Annotated in this window: 13 protein-coding genes; 7 read left to right on the forward strand and 6 right to left on the reverse strand. The window is 59.1% G+C overall.

From position 1 onward, the window contains the following. Positions 1 to 2 precede the first annotated feature (2 nt). The 4 genes from GGD40_RS27055 (at position 3) to GGD40_RS27070 (ending at position 4109) form a co-directional block, all read left to right on the forward strand. Complete coding sequence (locus GGD40_RS27055; RefSeq protein ID WP_156126736.1) at positions 3 to 1052, forward strand: HoxN/HupN/NixA family nickel/cobalt transporter; 1050 nt, start codon at positions 3 to 5, stop codon at positions 1050 to 1052. A 61-nt stretch (positions 1053 to 1113) separates the two neighbouring features. Beyond that, on the forward strand, positions 1114 to 2130 hold the full coding sequence (locus GGD40_RS27060) for a GlxA family transcriptional regulator (protein WP_257030596.1): 1017 nt from the start codon (positions 1114 to 1116) through the stop codon (positions 2128 to 2130). A gap of 568 nt (positions 2131 to 2698) precedes the next feature. Continuing rightward, positions 2699 to 3328: a glutathione S-transferase family protein gene (locus tag GGD40_RS27065; protein WP_035558319.1), complete on the forward strand. Its 630-nt coding sequence runs from the start codon at positions 2699 to 2701 to the stop codon at positions 3326 to 3328. A gap of 37 nt (positions 3329 to 3365) precedes the next feature. Continuing rightward, positions 3366 to 4109: a TetR/AcrR family transcriptional regulator gene (locus GGD40_RS27070; RefSeq protein WP_257030597.1), complete on the forward strand. Its 744-nt coding sequence runs from the start codon at positions 3366 to 3368 to the stop codon at positions 4107 to 4109. Between the two features lie 551 nt (positions 4110 to 4660). Here the strand turns inward: GGD40_RS27070 and GGD40_RS27075 are convergent. After that, positions 4661 to 5935, reverse strand: coding sequence for a hypothetical protein (locus tag GGD40_RS27075; RefSeq protein WP_179745716.1), 1275 nt, complete (start codon positions 5933 to 5935; stop codon positions 4661 to 4663). Between the two features lie 564 nt (positions 5936 to 6499). On the opposite strand from GGD40_RS27075, the gene GGD40_RS27080 reads away from it, so the two are divergent. Further along, positions 6500 to 7501 carry a LysR family transcriptional regulator gene (locus GGD40_RS27080; RefSeq protein ID WP_179745717.1) on the forward strand — a complete coding sequence of 334 codons (1002 nt, stop codon included), beginning with the start codon at positions 6500 to 6502 and terminating at the stop codon, positions 7499 to 7501. Between the two features lie 546 nt (positions 7502 to 8047). Here GGD40_RS27080 and GGD40_RS27085 read toward each other — a convergent pair. Together GGD40_RS27085 and GGD40_RS27090 are read right to left on the reverse strand one after the other, a co-directional pair. Then, entirely contained in the window at positions 8048 to 8692 is a 645-nt protein-coding gene (locus GGD40_RS27085; RefSeq protein WP_179745718.1) for an HD domain-containing protein, read from the reverse strand. A 160-nt stretch (positions 8693 to 8852) separates the two neighbouring features. Next, the gene (locus GGD40_RS27090; RefSeq protein ID WP_179745719.1) at positions 8853 to 10331 is read right to left on the reverse strand and encodes a catalase; all 1479 of its coding nucleotides are present in this window, start codon (positions 10329 to 10331) and stop codon (positions 8853 to 8855) included. A 581-nt stretch (positions 10332 to 10912) separates the two neighbouring features. Here GGD40_RS27090 and GGD40_RS27095 point away from each other — a divergent pair. Continuing rightward, positions 10913 to 11674, forward strand: a complete 762-nt coding sequence (locus tag GGD40_RS27095; protein ID WP_179745720.1) for an SDR family oxidoreductase — start codon at positions 10913 to 10915, stop codon at positions 11672 to 11674. 198 nt (positions 11675 to 11872) lie between these two features. On the opposite strand, the gene GGD40_RS27100 is transcribed toward GGD40_RS27095, so the two are convergent. The 3 genes from GGD40_RS27100 to GGD40_RS27110 all read right to left on the reverse strand — a co-directional run bounded on the left by GGD40_RS27100 (position 11873) and on the right by GGD40_RS27110 (position 16855). Continuing rightward, complete coding sequence (locus GGD40_RS27100) at positions 11873 to 15010, reverse strand: efflux RND transporter permease subunit (protein WP_179745721.1); 3138 nt, start codon at positions 15008 to 15010, stop codon at positions 11873 to 11875. Further along, the gene (locus tag GGD40_RS27105; protein ID WP_218901315.1) at positions 15007 to 16140 is read right to left on the reverse strand and encodes an efflux RND transporter periplasmic adaptor subunit; all 1134 of its coding nucleotides are present in this window, start codon (positions 16138 to 16140) and stop codon (positions 15007 to 15009) included. The genes GGD40_RS27100 and GGD40_RS27105 overlap by 4 nt, the downstream gene beginning before the upstream one ends. 79 nt (positions 16141 to 16219) lie before the next feature. Beyond that, positions 16220 to 16855 carry a TetR/AcrR family transcriptional regulator gene (locus tag GGD40_RS27110; RefSeq protein WP_179745722.1) on the reverse strand — a complete coding sequence of 212 codons (636 nt, stop codon included), beginning with the start codon at positions 16853 to 16855 and terminating at the stop codon, positions 16220 to 16222. An 85-nt stretch (positions 16856 to 16940) separates the two neighbouring features. Here GGD40_RS27110 and GGD40_RS27115 point away from each other — a divergent pair, with 85 nt between their 5' ends. Next, positions 16941 to 18431, forward strand: coding sequence for an efflux transporter outer membrane subunit (locus GGD40_RS27115; protein ID WP_257030598.1), 1491 nt, complete (start codon positions 16941 to 16943; stop codon positions 18429 to 18431). Positions 18432 to 18446: the final 15 nt, after the last annotated feature.

Here is an 18446-nt window from a genome sequence, read left to right on the forward strand (position 1 = left end):
ACATGGAAATGCTTAACGCCGTGATGACACGCGCCAACTCGCCTGCGCGCCGGAAGGTCGTCGCTATGTATGCGGCGCTCGCCCTCATCAACATTGTCGCGTGGGGGTGGGCGTGGATCGTACTGCGAGCGTCGCCCGCACTGATCGGCACCGCGTTTATCGCCTACAGTTTCGGCTTGCGCCACGCGATGGACGCAGACCATATCGCCGCGATCGACAACGTGACGCGCAAACTGATGAACGACGGAAAACGTCCCGTGACGGTCGGCTTTTTCTTCGCGTTCGGCCATTCGCTGACCGTGGTATTCGGGGCGGTGGCCGTGGCGTTTACGACCAAAGCGCTGGCCCATCATTTCGATGCGTTTAAAGAAACCGGCGAGGCGGTTGGCGCCGTCGTATCCGCGTCGTTTCTGATCATGATCGGCGCGATGAATATCGTGGTGCTGCTGGGGCTATTCCGCGCGTTTGGACGCGTGCGCCGCGGTCAGCGTCACGACGGCGACCTTCGCCTGACGCAGTTCGACGGCAATCTGCTGGCGCGTCTGTTCAAGCCGCTGTTTCGTCTCGTCCGTTCGAGCTGGCTAATGCTGCCGCTCGGCATCCTGTTCGGGCTCGGCTTCGAAACGGCCACCGAAATGGCGCTGTTCGGCACTTCGGCCGCACAGGCATCGGCCGGCTTTTCGATCTGGACCATCCTGATGTTTCCGTGTCTGTTTGCGGCCGGCATGATCACCATCGACACGACCGACGGCATCCTGATGCTAGGCGCCTACGGCTGGGCCTTCGTCAAGCCCGTACGCAAGCTTTACTACAACCTGACGATCACGCTGATTTCCACGGTCGTCGCGCTGCTGATCGGCAGCATCGAGGCGCTCGGGCTGCTGGGCGACCAGTTGAGCCTGGCCGGTCCGTTCTGGCAAGCGATTGCTGGTCTCAACAATAATTTCGGCTTGCTAGGATATGGCATCGTCGCGGTGTTCGTGACCGGCTGGCTGGTGTCCGTTCTGCTTTACAAGTTGAAGGGATACGATCGCGAGACCGCCTCGGCCTGAGCGGGCGCCCACCATCCCCGACGATACCGTGGACGCTCCGTGACCTTGACGACCTGAACGCATGAACACAATGAAGCAGATCAAGATAGGCATGATTGTCTTTCCGGGCTTCCAGTTGCTGGATATCGCCGGGCCTAAGGACGCGTTCGCGGAAGTCAAGGTATTGAGCCAGGGTGAATGCCAATACGAAATGCTGACCGTGGGCACCACGCGCGGCAGCGTGCAATCGTCGAGCGGGCTGACGGTCGTGCCGGATCGTACGATCTTCGACCTGTGCCCGCACTTCGACACCGTGATCGTGCCCGGCGGCCTCGGCATATTCGACACCTTCGACGATCCGGCGCTCAGTGATTGGCTCAAGGAACAGTACAAACACGCCCGGCGCTTGTCCGCCATCTGCAACGGTCTGTTCGCGCTCGGCTCGGCCGGCCTGATCAACGACCGCGTGGTGACCACGCACTGGATGGATGTGCCGCGTCTGGCCGCGACGTTTCCGCGCGCCCGGATCGAGCCGGATCACGTGTATGTGAAAGACGGCAGCGTCTACACCACGGCAGGCGTGACCGCAGGGATCGATCTTTCGCTGGCGATGATCGAGGAAGACTTCGGCAGAAAAATGGCGCTGGACGTCGCCAAATATCTGATCGTGTATCTGCGAAGAGCAGGTGGCCAATCACAGTTCAGTCCGCTGCTCGAAACCCAGGCCGCGCCTGATTCGCAAATCGTGGTGATCCAGCAATACATGCTCGACAATCTTGCTGTCGAGCAGACGTTGGCGTCGCTCGCCGAGCGCGCTCATATGAGCGCGCGCAACTTGACCCGGTTGTTCATGAAGGAATGCGGCCTCAGTCCGGCATTGTTCCTGAACAACGCGCGTATCGACGCCGCAAGGCGCTATCTGGAGAGCACCGACCTTCCGTTGCGCGACATCGCCCGACGGTGTGGATTCGATGGTGCGGAGGGACTGCGACGCACTTTCCAAAGGCGGCTGCAGATCAATCCCGCTGACTATCGGAGTCGCTTCCGTTCAGCGGGTTCGCACGATCGAACAAAGAACGTTGCCGCCGAGGGGCGGTAGGCTTGGGTGGGCTACGCACTCCACCTGAGGCCGATGCCGATCGCCGCTTGAGTACGGCCCACTGCACGCAAACGCCGACAGGCGTCGAAACCGCGGCAGGTCAATGGCCGCTTCCTTGCCTGAAAGTCCCCCTGAACGTCCACACCGAATCTTCCCCGCGCCGCGGAGAGACGCAATCTGCACGATTGTGGAAACACCGCTCCCCGCCGCGTATAGCCAACTGGAACTGCACGCCACCGCTGATGCATTGACCGATGCTCTGCTCACTGCGGACGGATTGGTGCTGCGGCGTCACCGAAAGAGGCATAGTTTTCTGGCGGCACACTCTCAGCATCACCCGGGCACGCGCGCATTCGGCCGGCACTTTGGATTACAATAATAATCTTAAACAGTCCCGGCACAGATTGGCGTCGGGCTTCATCTGATGAAATATGGCGAGTTTCATCGCATCTGCACGCGAGGATTGAGGTTATGTTCGAACGTTTAAAGTCTGACGTTTCTCGTTTTCGCAGGTGCGGCCGAAGCTGTCTTGTCGACGGAATATTCAAGGAGCGACGTTGGAGGCAACATGGCAATCGCGTATGAACTGCTCGGCGCGCCGACGGGAAACTGCCAGCGTGTCGCCGTGGCGCTGGAAGAGGCGGAAATACCTTACAAGGCCACCTTCGTTGATTTGTGGTCCGGCAGGCACCGCACCCGGGAACATCTCCGTTTGAATCCGGCCGGCAAGGTTCCCGTGCTCATAGAGCGCGACGACGCGGGCAACACCCGCGTGATATCCCAGTCGAACGCCATCTTGCTGCACGTTGCGCGGAAGGGGGCTGTACCGTTGCTGCCCAATCCGAATGAGCATTCGCATGCGATCGCACTCGAACGCTTCATGTATTTTGTCACCGATGTGATTGGGCCGAACTATGCGGGGCATGTTTTGAATGCGTGGCAGCAACCGCGTCAGGCGTCGTTGTTTCAACAAATGAGTCTGGAAGCATTTGAATTGGCCGAGTTTTACCTGGCAGACTCCCCATATCTCGCCGGTGAGCACTATTCCCTGGCTGATATTTGCGCTGCCACCGTTATCGCTCCAAGCGCCGGTGAGGTCGACTGGGAAAGGCTGGGCAATTTGAAGACCTGGTTTGACAGGGTGACGGCCCGGCCTGGATTTGTCAGGGGCATGCAGGCGTTTAGACGGGGCGCGTAGGCCCCAACGCTCCGAATCCGGGAGCCGTTCGTCGAGATTGAATCCGCTCGATATTAATCATTTTCGTCAGCAATCGATTTCCAGCTGCGATACCCGGCCAACCAGAGCGCTTCCAACCTCCCCTCTTTTCTTTACATACAAACAAGATTACGATAATGCTTTAGATTTCACCGCCTTCTCAACCGAGCAAAGAACCATGGGACACTCTCAAGCAGACAAGCTTGCAACGCATGAGCGTATTGTCAACGTTGCAGCCCAACGTTTCAGAGAGCTGGGGCTTGAGGGCATCAGCGTAGCTGACCTGATGACGGAGGCCGGCCTAACCGTTGGCGGCTTCTACAAGCATTTCGGCTCGCGCGACGCATTGGTCGTCGAAGCTCTAGCAGCTGCCCTGGTTGATTGGGATATCTGGGAGTCGACGGTTAAGACGAGCTTGCGCAAAGCAATTCGTTCATATCTCTCGGATGCCCATCGCGATAACGTCGCGACAAGTTGCGCCTTTGCAGCACTTGTGAACGATGTTAGTAGAAGCAGCGATGCGGCGCGAGACACGTTCGCTGGGCACCTTCAACGCATTTTTGATGCAACGGAAAGGGCGTTGCCGTCGGCCACGTCGGAAAACCGACGGAACAAATCAATCCTGCTGTTCAGCGCTTGCGTGGGCGCGCTTGCCTTGTCACGCTCGGTAGCAGATCCCAAGTTTTCCCAACAGATACTGGACAGTGTCGCCGACGAACTCGTCACGCTGTTTGCCCCCAGAAAAAGCCGCTCCCAAGGGTAGTGGCCAAGCTGGCGCAACAACATAACCTGCAGCCAACTGGGGGCCGACAGCGCCGAGACCCGCAGCGACGTCTTCAACATCGGCGATGACCTCGTCATGCCTCGACAACTCGACGGCGCCGTTCAGTGATTCCGTGTTGGGCACAAGGCCGATTTGCACGAATGTGCCTGCAATTTCGAGTTGTTTCGTGTCGCCCGACTGCACGTCCTTGTATGTAATTCCGTTAACCTTCTTGCCGTCACCCACCACTTCCATAATCTGAGCTTGCGTGATCACCAGCACATTCGCCAGGCTATGCAGCTTGCGTTGCAGTACCGCGTCACCGGGTTGAGTCGCAATGTATTGAGCAGATCGCACTTTGTGCTGAACTCACTATGCGTTTGTGCTAAACGGTTTGATCTTTCTATTAATGATAGACGTTCGGATTTCTTTCGGGACAATCGATGCGTATCGGAGCCCCAAACTCTGCCTGTCTCGCCCTCGATCCAAACTTATCGTCAGGCTTCGAAAAAAGCCGGCCCTTCAGGTCCACCGTTCGCCTGTTACGTCGCTTAGTGCACTGTTCTCGACGTCGCTGCAGGCTCGAGAAAGTGCTCGGTCGCTGAACGTAAGATCGCCTCGCGCGCGTCGATCGATTTGAGGGTGTGAGCACGTGAACGAGACCGTTTTAAAGGGTACATCTCCTCCAGCTTATCGACATCGAAAAGAGTAATTCCCAATATGGCAGGAAAATACCCGTCGACAATTGTCAGGCAATCCACCTCTTTCCACAGGCTTTGAAGTAATAAATCGGACAGTACGTCGACATCGCTTCCTGACGCTTCGTGCGCAATATTGCCCATCGACTGCGTTAAAAAAAATCGTGCAGAATGCGGGGCAGTCAATACCGCACTCGCTGAGCGCAGCAGCGCTTCACCGAACACCCGATCCTCCGATTCGGCAAGGCGCTTTTCCAGCCACCCATGAACCAGGCGAGCATAGTCAGGATGCTTGCGTGCAATAGCAGTCATGCCCAAAACAGCGTCGAAAGAACTGAGCGGTGTCCTCGAAGTTTCCAGAATGTCCAGATACCGCTCCAAAACGGGCGGCCCAAATGCCGAAGCCGCAATAGCGCCCTGGATCGCCGGCACGAAAGACCGTTCGCGGCACAGTCTAAGCGAAGGCGTCCATGAATACCAAGGCAGATCAAACGCCATGTCCTGGAGCCAGGTTCTATCCTTGCTGCTACACACGAGCATCATCAAGGCGCCGATCGCGTCTATCGTTCGCACGTAAAATTGCACCGAATGTTCTTGCGCGATATCCCGCTGCCTCACGCTCTTCTTCAGGCCAGCTCGATCCGCTTCGAGGCGCATCGACGCCAGCGTGATCCACCGATATGCGAGCGGCGCATAAAAATCTATCCAACGTGAAAGCTGACTGAAGGTAGATCGACTTAGGCTGCCTGGCTCGCCCGTGACGTTGTGTATCCATTCTTGCGCAGTTTCGCGAGCACCTATCTCCCGGATTGCCTCGGCGATCGGGTCGATCTCACCTCTACTCAAGATTGATAGCGGTCGACACGGAGGCGCCAGTTCTTCCGGGTACAGGAGCGAGGTTTCTGCTACTCCCTTTTCATCAAGGAAGACGACCGGTCCCCGTGGATCGATCGCAATCACCCGAACCATCGCGCCATCCTCCCGGAGCACAAGCTCCGAGAACTGCATTGCCAAATCAGGTGACCTTTCCAACCCGATAGCCACTGACAGACGCTCCACCATCGAACCCACGATATCCTGCATTTCCCGCGAGTATTCCGCAATTCCTAATTTTGATCCTTCGATCATGCCTGGCGCCCCCCCCGGCGATCACCGGCAAGCACCCGGATGATGCCGCCTCTATTCTGGCTCACAATCATACTCCTCTTATCAAAGAGACGACGGATGCGTAGTGCACGTTTTTAACCTGCAACCGGTCCTCGTCGATCCCTGGCGCAGAAGACCTTTAGACGCAAATCGGGCGGGCGTACCGCTCGAGCCGTCCCTCTTCCGTGCGGCAATCGCCACGACCTGTGGTTTGGTCGACCGGGCCACAGGGCACAATCGAGATTCAGTTTTTCTGCGTTTCTAACTGCCTTATGCCGCCGGAACGAGATTGACATTTGCCGCGTCGGAACGCGGAGCAATGCGTCGTTTTTTAAAGCGCATCCTCTGATCAACGAAACGCACCCGAGAGCAAACGTGGATGTACCTTAGCTCTGGAAAAATTGGCGTCGTGGGTGACGAGCTTCCGAGAATTTCCTATAATCCTCAATTGAACTTGTCGGCTGCGAACTATTGCTGACGAACCGATCAGGTAATGCTTCGTAGCGCGAAATTCAAGGTGCTACGAGGTTGATGATGGTGAGAACCATGGACCGGCTACAAGCAATGCACGTATTCACACGCATCGTCGAGATGAACAGCTTTTCTCGCGCTGCCGACTCTCTAGACCTCCCTCCTGCGACCGTAAGCACGATTATCAAGAATCTGGAGTCGCATCTTCACGTTCGGCTCATGCAGCGGACAACAAGGCGGCTCAACCTGACGCCGGAGGGCGCCCAGTATTACGAGCGTTGCGTACGAATTCTCGCCGAGGTCGAGGAAACTGAGGGAGCACTGGCCAATACTGGAAACGGACCACGCGGGAAGCTAAGAGTCGAAATGCCGCCATCGATCGGGCATCTCATCGTGATGCCCGAGATTTCTTCCTTCAAGAAGATGTATCCGGATATTTACCTCACGGTTGGCTTCGGCGATCGCCGCGTAGATCTGATACAAGAGGGTGTTGACTGCGCCATCCGCGTCGGCCCCCTGGAAGATTCGACCCTGGTAGCCCGACGCCTTGGAAATCTTCAGACTGTCACGGCGGCTAGCCCCGAATACATCGCTGAATTCGGAGAGCCAAAGTGCATCGATGACCTGCAACACCACACCGCGGTGCACTACTTTTCCAGCAGAACCGGCCGAGTTCTGGATTTTTGCTTCGAATACAACGACAAAACGACCGACGTCAACGTGAACGGAAGCTTGGCGGTCAACGACGCGGAAGCCTATGTCAGTTGCGGTGTCGACGGAGTCGGATTGATTCAACCGCCCAGGTTTATGATTCAGAACCACCTGGATTCAGGAAGATTAATCGAGGTGTTACCAAATTCCAGACCGCGGACGATGCCTGTTTCTGCGGTCTATCCGCACAATCGTCATCTCGCTGCGAAAGTTCGGGTCTTCGTAGAATGGATTGCGACGTTGTTTGATACCAGCCACCTGATGTCGTTGGAGCCGAAAGAATCAGGAAATGCGTACAGGAGCAACGCTTCATCAAATCCCAGTCACGATCGCGCTCGCGCCGAAGCTCACGAAATCATCTTATGACAAAACAATGAGGAAGCATTCGACAAGATCTCACACAAATGCGTCGTCTCATCGCGCCAAGCCGCTGTTCGGCTCAGGCAACGCAGGATCACCCAGTCATTTCCATGTTTCCGCAACACATTTCATGCCGTGAAGGACTTCGGACAACGAGTCCGATTCATCGGGCCAGTCGCGGATTTATACGCGTCGGGGTTGTGTGATCCTCCAATCCTGTCAAATCCTTGACGCGGGCACGGCCTTAGGCCGTGCTTTTTTTGCAAATCATGCGGCACGGATCGCATCGGGCTTTCATAGCTCATGGCTCTTCACTGCACAGGCCTTCGCGACATGAAGTTCCAGTTTTTTCCAGGCGGTCAATGATGAATTCTCAATTTGAAGTGGGAACAGGTCGTCGACGAGCTAACGCCCAATCGACGAACCGCCATCTTTAGATCGAAAATCACCCCCGATCGCAGAGAGGGAAAAGTCGATTCCGGCCGTAACACAGAAGCCGCGGAAAATCGTCCGCCCTCCACGTGAATCCGGGCTAGTTCGGTACTTGCCCGTTTAGCAACAATCCCACGCCGAACCGCGAATCACGCTGCAAAAATTTCCCGGCCGGAACGACGGATCTTTATCCACGATAACGTCGGCTTTGACGTTCCCAAAAGTCGTCTCGGGCTTATGTTTGATTCCGTCGTAGAAAGCCTGGATGATGTCTTCCTTGAAATTTCCGCCACGCGGATGCTCACGCACTACCTGCTGCCGCTCGGCATCGCTGTACTGCGAATATGTCAATCCGAGCACGTCCATTTCCACACCGGCAGTCACGAGAGCAACGACCGGGTGCATGTGTTGAGGAATGCCCGGCGTGGTATGCAATGCAATCGCTGTCCATACAGTGTCGATGTCTTGCTGCGATATGCCATGTGTCTTCAGAAAATCGCGCGCGGCATTCGCCCCATCCACTTCGAATCGCTCGTCCCGGCTGCTGTGTTTGTGCGTCAGACCCATGTCATGGAACATGCAGCCGCAGTACAACAACTCCGGGTCGAACTTCAGGCCCCGCTGTTTTCCGGCCAATGCACCGAAGTAGTAGACGCGACTGGAATGGTGGAACAACAAAGGCGAAGCAGTGTCCCTTACCAGCTCGGTTATTTCGCGCGCTATCTTGCTGTCGGGAATTGAAATTCCGTCAACGTTGAAACTCATGGGTGATCTCCTGATAAGTGAACTGGCGTTGGTTGCGGCTGAAGCTCGAACCCCTGCGCCGTCCGCGCGTGGGTTCGAGCAAGCGGATAAGAGAGTGAACTCATCTCCCCACCGGCGTGGGAAGAAGCTTGAGATCCGACTATCAGCTATTCGGATCCGCTTAAAGCTCCGGCTCGGAACGGACGGCCGTTGTACCTGGTGCGTTGAGCGACTCCAGTGCCAGACGAACTCCCACCCCGTACGCAGCATCAGCTCGGGTGCAATGCTCGATATGCAACTCACGGATTGGCGTCGATACGCCGTGCATGGCCCGAGCCGTGTTCTCAAACAGAACCGTCTGTTGCTCGCGTGACATTAGACGGAACAGATCGCCCGGCTGCGAAAAGTAATCATCGTCGACCCTGTGATTCCAATGGTCGGCAGCACCCTCGATAGACAAAGGTGGCTCGCTAAAGTCAGGCTGGTCGAGCCATGCTCCCCGAGTGTTCGGGTTATACGAGGTGGTGCCGCCTTTGTTCCCGTCAACTCTCAAAACACCATCACGGTGGTAGCTGTTGTAGTGCGTCGCGGCACGCGGCGAGTTGACCGGGATCTGATGATGATTGACGGTGAGACGGTAGCGCTGCGCATCGCCATACGAGAACAGACGGCCTTGCAGCATCTTGTCGGGAGAGAAGCTGATGCCCGGGACAACGTTCGCCGGATTGAACGCCGCCTGCTCTACGTCTGCAAACCAGTTTTCAGCGTTCACGTTTAGCTCGAACTCTCCGACCTCTATCAACGGGTAGTCCTTCTTTGACCAGACCTTCGTCAGATCGAAAGGATTCACCTTGCAATTCGCTGCTTCGTGTTCGGGCATGATCTGGAAGTACATCTTCCAACGCGGAAATTCCTTGCGTTCGATCGCCTCATACAGATCGCGATGATGTGTTTCGCGGTCGGCGCCGACTACTTCGACCGCCTCTGCGTCCGTCATATTTTCCACCCCCTGCTGGGTACGCATATGAAACTTGACCCAGAAGCGCTCGTTACTGGAATTGATCAGGCTAAACGTGTGGCTACCGTAACCGTGCATATGACGATACGTACGCGGAATCCCACGATCGCTCATCACGATGGTGACCTGATGGAATGACTCTGGAAGCTGCGTCCAAAAGTCCCAATTCCCCTCGGCACTGCGCAGACCCGTTCGCGGATCACGCTTAACCGCGTGGTTGAGGTCCGGAAATTTGAGAGGATCACGCAGGAAGAACACCGGGGTGTTATTCCCTACCAGATCCCAGTTCCCTTCCTCGGTATAAAACTTGAGGGCGAAGCCACGAATATCACGCTCGGCATCAGCGGCGCCACGTTCGCCCGCAACCGTCGAGAACCGGGCGAACATCTCGGTGGTCTTCCCAACCTCGGAGAAGATCTTTGCACGCGTATATTTTGTAACGTCGTGAGTCACGGTAAATTTTCCGAACGCACCCGAACCTTTCGCATGCATACGCCGTTCAGGTATCACTTCACGATCGAAGTGTGCGAGTTTCTCGAGAAACCAGACATCCTGAAGCAGAGCCGGTCCACGAGGCCCCGCGGTCATCGTGTTTTGATTGTCTGGCACCGGTGCGCCGAACGCAGTCGTCAGCTTGCTCATCAACATTCTCCTAGGGTTCAAGTTGGCGTGAACTATCGTTTCTCTGTGGGGATACGCTCATGGAACTACTTGATATGAGGGACGGGAAAGGTGATCGCGGAACCACCGCCGTGCCTCAAAAAATCTCACGGGCACGCCGGAACACACATCGAACGGCCTTCAAACCGATCGCGAGGACCGAATGACTACGGCGCTATTGCATAGTCCAATCTTGCCGCAAATGGATGGCGGATGACATAGCAGGACGGCCCATGTTCCGGGACACCAAAAAATCCGTTCCGCGTAGAGATATTGGTCTTCGTGGGGAACGGATAACGTGATCACATCCGCTCGCGCGAGCTGCATGAGTATGAAAGATGGAGATCTGTCGGCACGGACAGCTCGGCGATCGGATGTCGGACCTCACAGTCGTGTGAAAGTAAAGACCACAGCGCTGCTCTCGAACTGACGACGTCAGCGCTCCGCCCTACGACGGATGGACACTGACATATGCACTTGTCGCTGTCGGGACGCTCTGAACGCGAGACTGTCGCGTTCGAGCATTGGCTATCGAACGATGGAACCTAAATGGATTGGATGTTATGAAACTTACTGAAAACACAATCTTCATTACCGGCGCAACGTCTGGAATCGGTCGCGCGCTCGCCGAAGCTTTGCATCGCAAGGGCAATAAAGTCATCATTAGCGGACGCCGAAAAGCCCTGCTGGATGAAGTTGCTGCGGCAAACCCCGGGATCGACACCGTTCAGATGGACGTCACAGACTCCGCTCAAATCGCCGACGTGGCGAAAGACCTGATCAAAAAGTTTCCGTCCCTCAACGTCGTTATCAACAACGCCGGGATCATGCCGCTGGACGATGTAACGGGACCGCTAAACGACGCCGAGTCGATTCACCTGATCAACACAAACCTGCTTGGACCGGCTCGCATAAGCGGCGCGTTTGTCGAACACCTGAAGAAGCAGCCCGAGGCTTACATCATCAACACCAGTTCGGCGTTGGCCTACATTCCGTTCTCCGTTGCGGCACTGTATTCAGCAACAAAGGCGGCGATTCATTCTTACTCGCTTTCCCAGCGTTTTGCATTGCGTGACACGTCGGTACGGGTACTTGAGATCGCACCACCATGGGTTGATACGGATCTGGTCTTCAAGAGCGGAGACCCACGTGCAATGCCGCTTGAGGTGTTCATCGAAGAAACGATGGCGCTGCTGGAAGATGCGACTACTGAGGTCACGGTAGGCACTGGCAAGCAACTCAGAGATGCCGCTGGTCCCAACGAACATGGCTTTGTGAATCATCTGAACCAGATGATTGCCGATAGTCCCTTGCCGACCGCCTGACGCACGCCGGAAGAAACATCGGCAGGCGAACAGCTGCAACAACCTGCTCTGTCGCCTGCTGCACTTGAAATGCGTCTGTCGCTTTTCGTGTTCCACGTTGTTTGCGCCGCACTTTGATTTCGCCTGCGCTCACGCTCAATGAGACCGGGGCCGCACGAACAGCATTCGTGCGGCCCCGGCATTTACGCTCCCGCCAGATCAGGCATGGCTGCCGTCCGGCAGCGCCGGCGGCGGTTCCTGCGGGTGCGGCTCGATCACATGCGTGCCCGTCGGCGGTTCATCCTTCGGCGGCTTCACCTTGAACCAGATCGCGTACAGAGCAGGCAGGAACACCAGTGTGAGCACCGTGCCGACCGCTGTCCCGCCGATCAGCGTATAGGCCATCGACCCCCAGAACACCGACGTGGTCAGCGGAATGAACGCCAACACCGCCGCCATCGCCGTCAGCAACACCGGCCGCGCACGCTGCACCGTCGCCTCCACCACTGCGTGGTATGGGTCCATCTTCTCGTCGTGCACGTTGTTGCGGATCTGCTCGATCAGGATCAGCGTGTTGCGCATCAGAATCCCCGCAAGACCAATCAGGCCCAAAATCGCGTTGAAGCCGAACGGCTGGTGGAACAGCAGCAGCGTCGCCACGGTCCCGATAATGCCCAGCGGACCGGTCAGGAACACCATCGCCATGGTCGGGAACGAGCGAGTCTGCACGATCAGCACCAGCAGGATCAACATCAGCATCACCGGGAAAATCGGCGCGAGCGCCGCGTTCGCCTTGCCCGCCTCCTCGATGTTGCCGCCCATCTCGATCTTGTAGCCCGGTGGCAGTGCCGCGATGATCGGACCGAGCTGCTTCTCCACTTCCATCGACACCTGCGGCGGCTGCATCGTCTCGTCAATGTCGCCACGCACGGTGATCGTCGACAGTCGATCACGGCGATGCAGGATCGGCTCCTCCGGACGCATCTCGATGTGCCCGATCTGGCTAATCGGCACCACCCGCCCATCGTGATTCACCAAGTTCATGCCCGACATCTTCGACGGGTCCAGACGCGTGTCGCCGCCGCTACGTGCAACAAGCTCCACCGTCCGGATGTCCTCGCGCACCTGCGTGATCGGAATACCGGTGAGCAGGAACTGGATCTGCTGCGAGGCATCCTCCGAACTCAGTCCAATCTGGTGCAGCCGGTCCTGGTCGAGCACGAAATGCAGCGTCGGCACCCGTTCCGCCCAGTCCTGATTCACCTGGCGCATGTGCTTGTTCGCCTGCATCACCGCGAACACCCGTTGTGCAATCGCCCGAACCTGCGTCTGGTCCGGGCCCATCACGCGGAACTCTACCGGGAAGCGCGTATAGGGGCCAAATACCAGTTGCGTCACCCGCACCCGGGCCTCCGGTGCCAAGCCATCGGCCACCGCCTGACGCATGCGCAGCTTCAGTTGCTCTCGCGTTTTGGCATCGGGCGTGAGCACGATGATCTTCGCGAACGACGGGTCCGGAAGCTCCGGGTTGTACGCGAGGAAGAAGCGTGGCGCGCCCTGGCCTATGTAGCTGGTGACGACTTTCGCCTCCGGCTGCTTCTTGAGCCACTGTTCAATCTCGACCGTTGCCTTGCGCGTCGCCTCGATGCTCGTACCTTCAGGCATCTGCACCTCGACCAGCACTTCGGGACGGTCCGACTCCGGGAAGAACTGCTGCTTCACCGCACCCATGCCAAGGATAGCCAGTACGAACAACACCACCACCGTACCCGCCACCCAGAACTTGTGGTCCACACCGGCGCGCACCAGACGCCGCATGCGCTCGTACATCGGCGTGTGGTAGATCGAGTCGTAACCGTGCGCGAGCGGCTTGATATCCGGCAGCAACTTCACCCCGAGATAGGGCGTGAAAGTTTGTGCCCCGAGCCACGACGTGAGCAGCGCGAATGCCACGATCCAGAAGATGTTGCCCGCGTACTCACCCGCGGTCGAGCGTGCAAAGCCCACCGGCGTGAAGCCAATCACAATGGTCAGGGTCCCGGCCAGCATTGCCGGCGCCACGTGGTTCCATGAATAGGTCGCCGCCCGTATCCGGTCGTAACCCTCCTCCATCTTCACCACCATCATTTCGATGGTGATGATGGCGTCGTCGACCAGCAACCCCAGCGCAATGATCAGTGCCCCGAGTGTGATGCGGTCGAAGATGCGCCCCGTCACACTCATGATCACGAACACCACCGCGAGCGTAAGCGGCACGGCTGCGGCCACCACGATCCCCACGCGCCAGCCCAGACTCACGATGCTCACCAGCATCACCACGCCCAGCGCCACGAAGAACTTCAGCATGAACTCGTCGACGGCGTCCGCAATGTTCACGGCCTGATCGGTGATCTTGCTGAACTTGTAACCGACCGGCAACGACGCCGAGATCTTCGTCTGCTCCTGCTGCAGCGACTTGCCCAGCTCAAGACCGTTCCAGCCATCCTGCATCACCACGCCCAGCGCGAGCGACGGTACGCCGTTGTGACGGATCAGGAACGTCGCCGGGTCCTCGTAGCCGCGCGAAACCTCCGCGATGTCCGAGAGCTTGAGCGTGCGCCCCTTCGCCACAATCGGCGTGTCGCGGATTTTCTGCAGGTCGTTCAGTGCACCATCAAGCCGCGCATACACCTGCGGGCCGTTCGTGTCGATCGAGCCGGCCGGCGTCACCGCGTTCTCCTTCTGCAGCGCCCCGAACACATCCGCAGGATTTACCCCGAGGTTGGCAAGGCGCGCATACGAGAAGTTCACGAAGATGCGCTCGGGGCGCTCGCCCAGAATCGTCACCTTCTTGACGCCCGGCACTTTCAGCATGTCCTGACGGATGCCTTCTGCTTCGCGCGTCAACAGTCGCGGCGGCAGGCCCGGCGCTTCGAGCGCGTACAGCGCGAAGGTCACGTCGGAATACTCGTCGTTGACGAACGGTCCAAGCACGCCCTGCGGCAGCTTCGCGCTTTCGTCAGAGAGTTTCTTGCGCGCCTGGTAGAACTGCTCGGGCACGTCCTTGGGCGGTGTGGTGTCCTTCAGTGTGAGCTGCATCAGCGCCAGACCCGGCCGCGTGATCGTTTCGACCCGGTCGTACCAGTCCAGCTCCTGCATGCGTTTCTCGAGCGGCTCGGCCACCAGGTCCTGCATCTCCTGCGCAGTCGCACCCGGCCACACTGCCGTCACCGTCAGCACCTTCACCGTGAACGCCGGGTCCTCGGCCCGTCCGAGCTTCAGGAACGTCAGCACCCCGGTCAGAACCAACGCAATGATCAGGAATAGCGTGACGGCCCGCTCCCGCACCGCTACCGCGGAGAGGTTAAAGCCGCTCATTTTGTGTCCCCTTGCGCGTCGGGACTGCCGCTTACGTCAGCACTTCCTTCCGTCCACTGTTGCGTAGCAACCCTGACCTGCTCGCCATCGGTCAACTGATGGGCGCCGAGAGCCACGACCTTCTGGCCAGCAGAAAGACCCGAAGCCACAGTGGCGGTCTCGGAACCGGCAGAGCGAACCTGGACGGGGCGATATGTCAAATGCCCATCGCCTCCGATCAACCATACGCCCGGGCCTTTTCCGCGGTCCAGAATTGCGCCTAGCGGGACAACCATTTCGTTCGCGTTGTCGGCTCGCTGCAGGCTAACCGTTACTGTCGCGCCAAAGGGCGCGTCCGCGGCAGCTCCGCTGAGCACATAGCGAGCGGCATAGGTTCGCGTGAGTGGGTCGGCCGCGTGAGACAACTCTCGCAGCTTCGCGGGGAAGCCCCCCTTGCCGTCGCCGCCGTACAGCGACGCCATCGCGCCAGAACCGAGCTCCGGACGGACCATTTCAGGCAACGTAACAAGCGCCTCGCGCGGACCGTCCTGAGCCAGTACGAGCACCGTCTGGCCTGCGTTCACGACCTGCCCTGCATCCGTGTTCCGGCTAAGCACGACGCCGTCGACGTCAGCCCTGAGGATCGCGTACTCGTCTGCATTACGAGCAAGCCCGGACTGCGCCTGCGCCGCCGCGAGTTGCGCCTTTGCGCTGCGCGCCGCTTCAACTGCCAGATCGTAGTCCTGCGCAGAGACCGCACCCTGCTGCACCAGACCTTGCAGTCGCGCGAGATCGGCGTCGGCCTTGGCTGAGCGTGCATGCGCCGCGTCGACTGCGCCCTGCTGGGCGGTAACTCCCAGTACGAGATCGTTCGGGTCGAGCCGCATCAATGGATCGCCTCGATGCACGTGCTGACCGACGTCGACATAACGACGGATGATCTTGCCACCGACCCGAAATCCAAGGTCGCTCTCCACCCTGGCGGCAATGACCCCGGTAAAGCTACGATCGGAAGTTCCCGCAGGCCTCACTGTAAAAGACTCCACGAGCGGCGGCCCGGTACGCGGATCGGCGGGGTGCGACTGGCTGCAGCCTGCAAGTACCCCGACAACGCCAAGTGTCGCAGCCCGGCGCAAAACGTACATGTGCATGATGGCGCTCCATCCAAGAATGAGATAAAGCGACATTTTGTTGTTGAGTTACGTATGTGTCAACTCGTAACTTGAAAACTTAAGGGGCAAGGCTGCGTAAAATGAGACTCGCCACGGCAGCCAGCGCGGTCTCCAGTTGCTCACGCGAGCGATACTGCAAGGCGACCGGGTGCGAAAACAGTCGAAGCCCCTCGGCAATACCTGCCGCCACCTCATCGAGCGGCGTCTTTCGCTCGAACTCTCCGGACTCTCGCCCCGCTTGCACCAACTCCCGCGCCATGGATTGAAGCGCGACTTCGTGAGCGGTCGCGGCACTCCAGGATTCTTCCATTGCGGAGATCACCAATTCGTGCAATCGCGTGCCGTCGAAAAAAATCGCAAGACTTCGCTCCAACGCAAGCTGCATGAACCGGCGCAGCCGGTGGGTCGCGGCGCCTGGCCCGTCGACGACCTGCCGCAACTCGGCGTCCATCTGACCGAGCACCGTCGCAGACACCGCTTCCCCAATGGCCTGCTTCGACCTGAAAAACCGATAGAGGTACGTGCTGGATACGCCGATAGCCTTGCCGAGATCCGCCACCGAGGTTTTGCGGTACCCGTACAGACGAAAATGCTCGTCCGCCGCCGCAATGATCTGGTGGCGCCGTTCATGGTCCGCGCTGCCGCGCTGCCCCGAGGTCGGCGACTCGGGCGGCCGGTTGGGTGATTTGTTCATGCACCGGATTATGACGTCAATCAGACGTTGACAGGAAGTTACTATTTGTTGAACATGTAACTTTCCTGTTCGGTGTTAACTTGTCATGCGTGCCACAATCAAAATGAGTGCCAGTTCAGTCAGTGCGCTGTTCGCTGCGGCCGTCCTGCTGGCAGGATGTGCGGTGGGCCCCGACTATCACAACCCGTCGGTGTCCTTGCCAGCGACCTTCGCTCACGCCCCCGAAGTCGCAAGCCGTGCCACGGCCCAGCCCGGCCCTTTGCTCTCCACCTGGTGGCAGGGCTTCGACGATCCCGAAATGAACCGCGTCATCGATATCGCGCTCGCCCAGAACCTCGATCTCGCCCAGGCCATGGCCCGCGTCAGCGAAGTCCGCGCCGGCCTCGAGAGCGCACGCTCCGCGCTACTGCCCTCCGCCGAGTTCGACGCCCAGGCCGCTCGCGCCCACCTCTCGCTCGAAGACCCCAACGTCGCCGCCCAGGCCGCCTCGCTGCCCGGTTACAACCGCAACTCCTACGACTACAGCGTCACCGCCGGCGCCACCTGGGAGATCGATCTCGCCGGCGGCCTGCGACGCAGCGCCGAAGCCGCACGTGCCGACTACGAGGGAAGCCAGGCGGCCATGGTCGCCGCCCGCCTCGAAGTCATCTCCTCCGCCGCCGATACCTACGTGCTCACGCGCACGCTGCAGGCGCGGCTGCAACTCGCCCAGCAGGAAACCGCCACCCAGCAGGACCGGGTCCGCCTCGTCGGGCTGCTCGCCGCGCGCGGTCTCGCGCCCGACTTCCAGCTACAACAGGCAAAAGGCGCACTCGCCGCCGTGTCGGCCTCCGTGCCCGCGCTGCAGGCCGGCCTCGTCTCCGCCCGCAATGCACTCGACGTCCTGATGGGCCGCAATCCCGGTACGCCCGACCCCGCGCTTGATTCGGCCGCACCGATTCCCGGCGCGCCCGCAATCAATACCGCCACAGGGCCGGCCGAACTGCTGCGCCGCCGCCCCGACATCGTCGTCGCGGAGCGTCGCCTCGCCGCATCCAACGCCCGTATTGGCGAAGCCCTGTCCGATTACTACCCGAAGTTTTCGCTGTCCGCTCTAGCCGGCTCGACCACCACCGTCGGCGGCCACCTGTTCGAGTCGCCCGCCAATGAGGCGCTCGGCGTGTTCGGCCTGCGCTGGCGCCTCTTTGACTTCGGTCGCGTGGACGCCGAGGTCAAGGCCGCGCGTGGGCGCAACGCGGAAGCGCTCGCCGCTTACCGCCAGAGCGTGCTGCAGGCCAGCGCCGACGTCGAGAACGCATTCTCCGCGCTCGCGAAGTACGACCAGCAGCAGCAGATCCTGAAAGACGGTGAGAACTCGCTCGCACAGGCACGTGCGTCGACCTCGGCTGGCTACCGGAACGGCAGGAACAGCCAGCTCGACCTCGTGGAAGCCGATGCGCAGCTTCAGCGCATTCAGGAAGCGCGCATCCTCGCCCAGTCCGCAACCGCCCGCTCGGCGATCGCCTCGTTCAAGGCCCTCGGCGGCGGCTGGGATGCCGACCCCGCCACAGCACCGCAAACCGTCGTAAGCAACTAAATGTGCGGGGCGTCC

This window comes from Paraburkholderia bryophila (assembly GCF_013409255.1).
GTDB lineage: Bacteria > Pseudomonadota > Gammaproteobacteria > Burkholderiales > Burkholderiaceae > Paraburkholderia.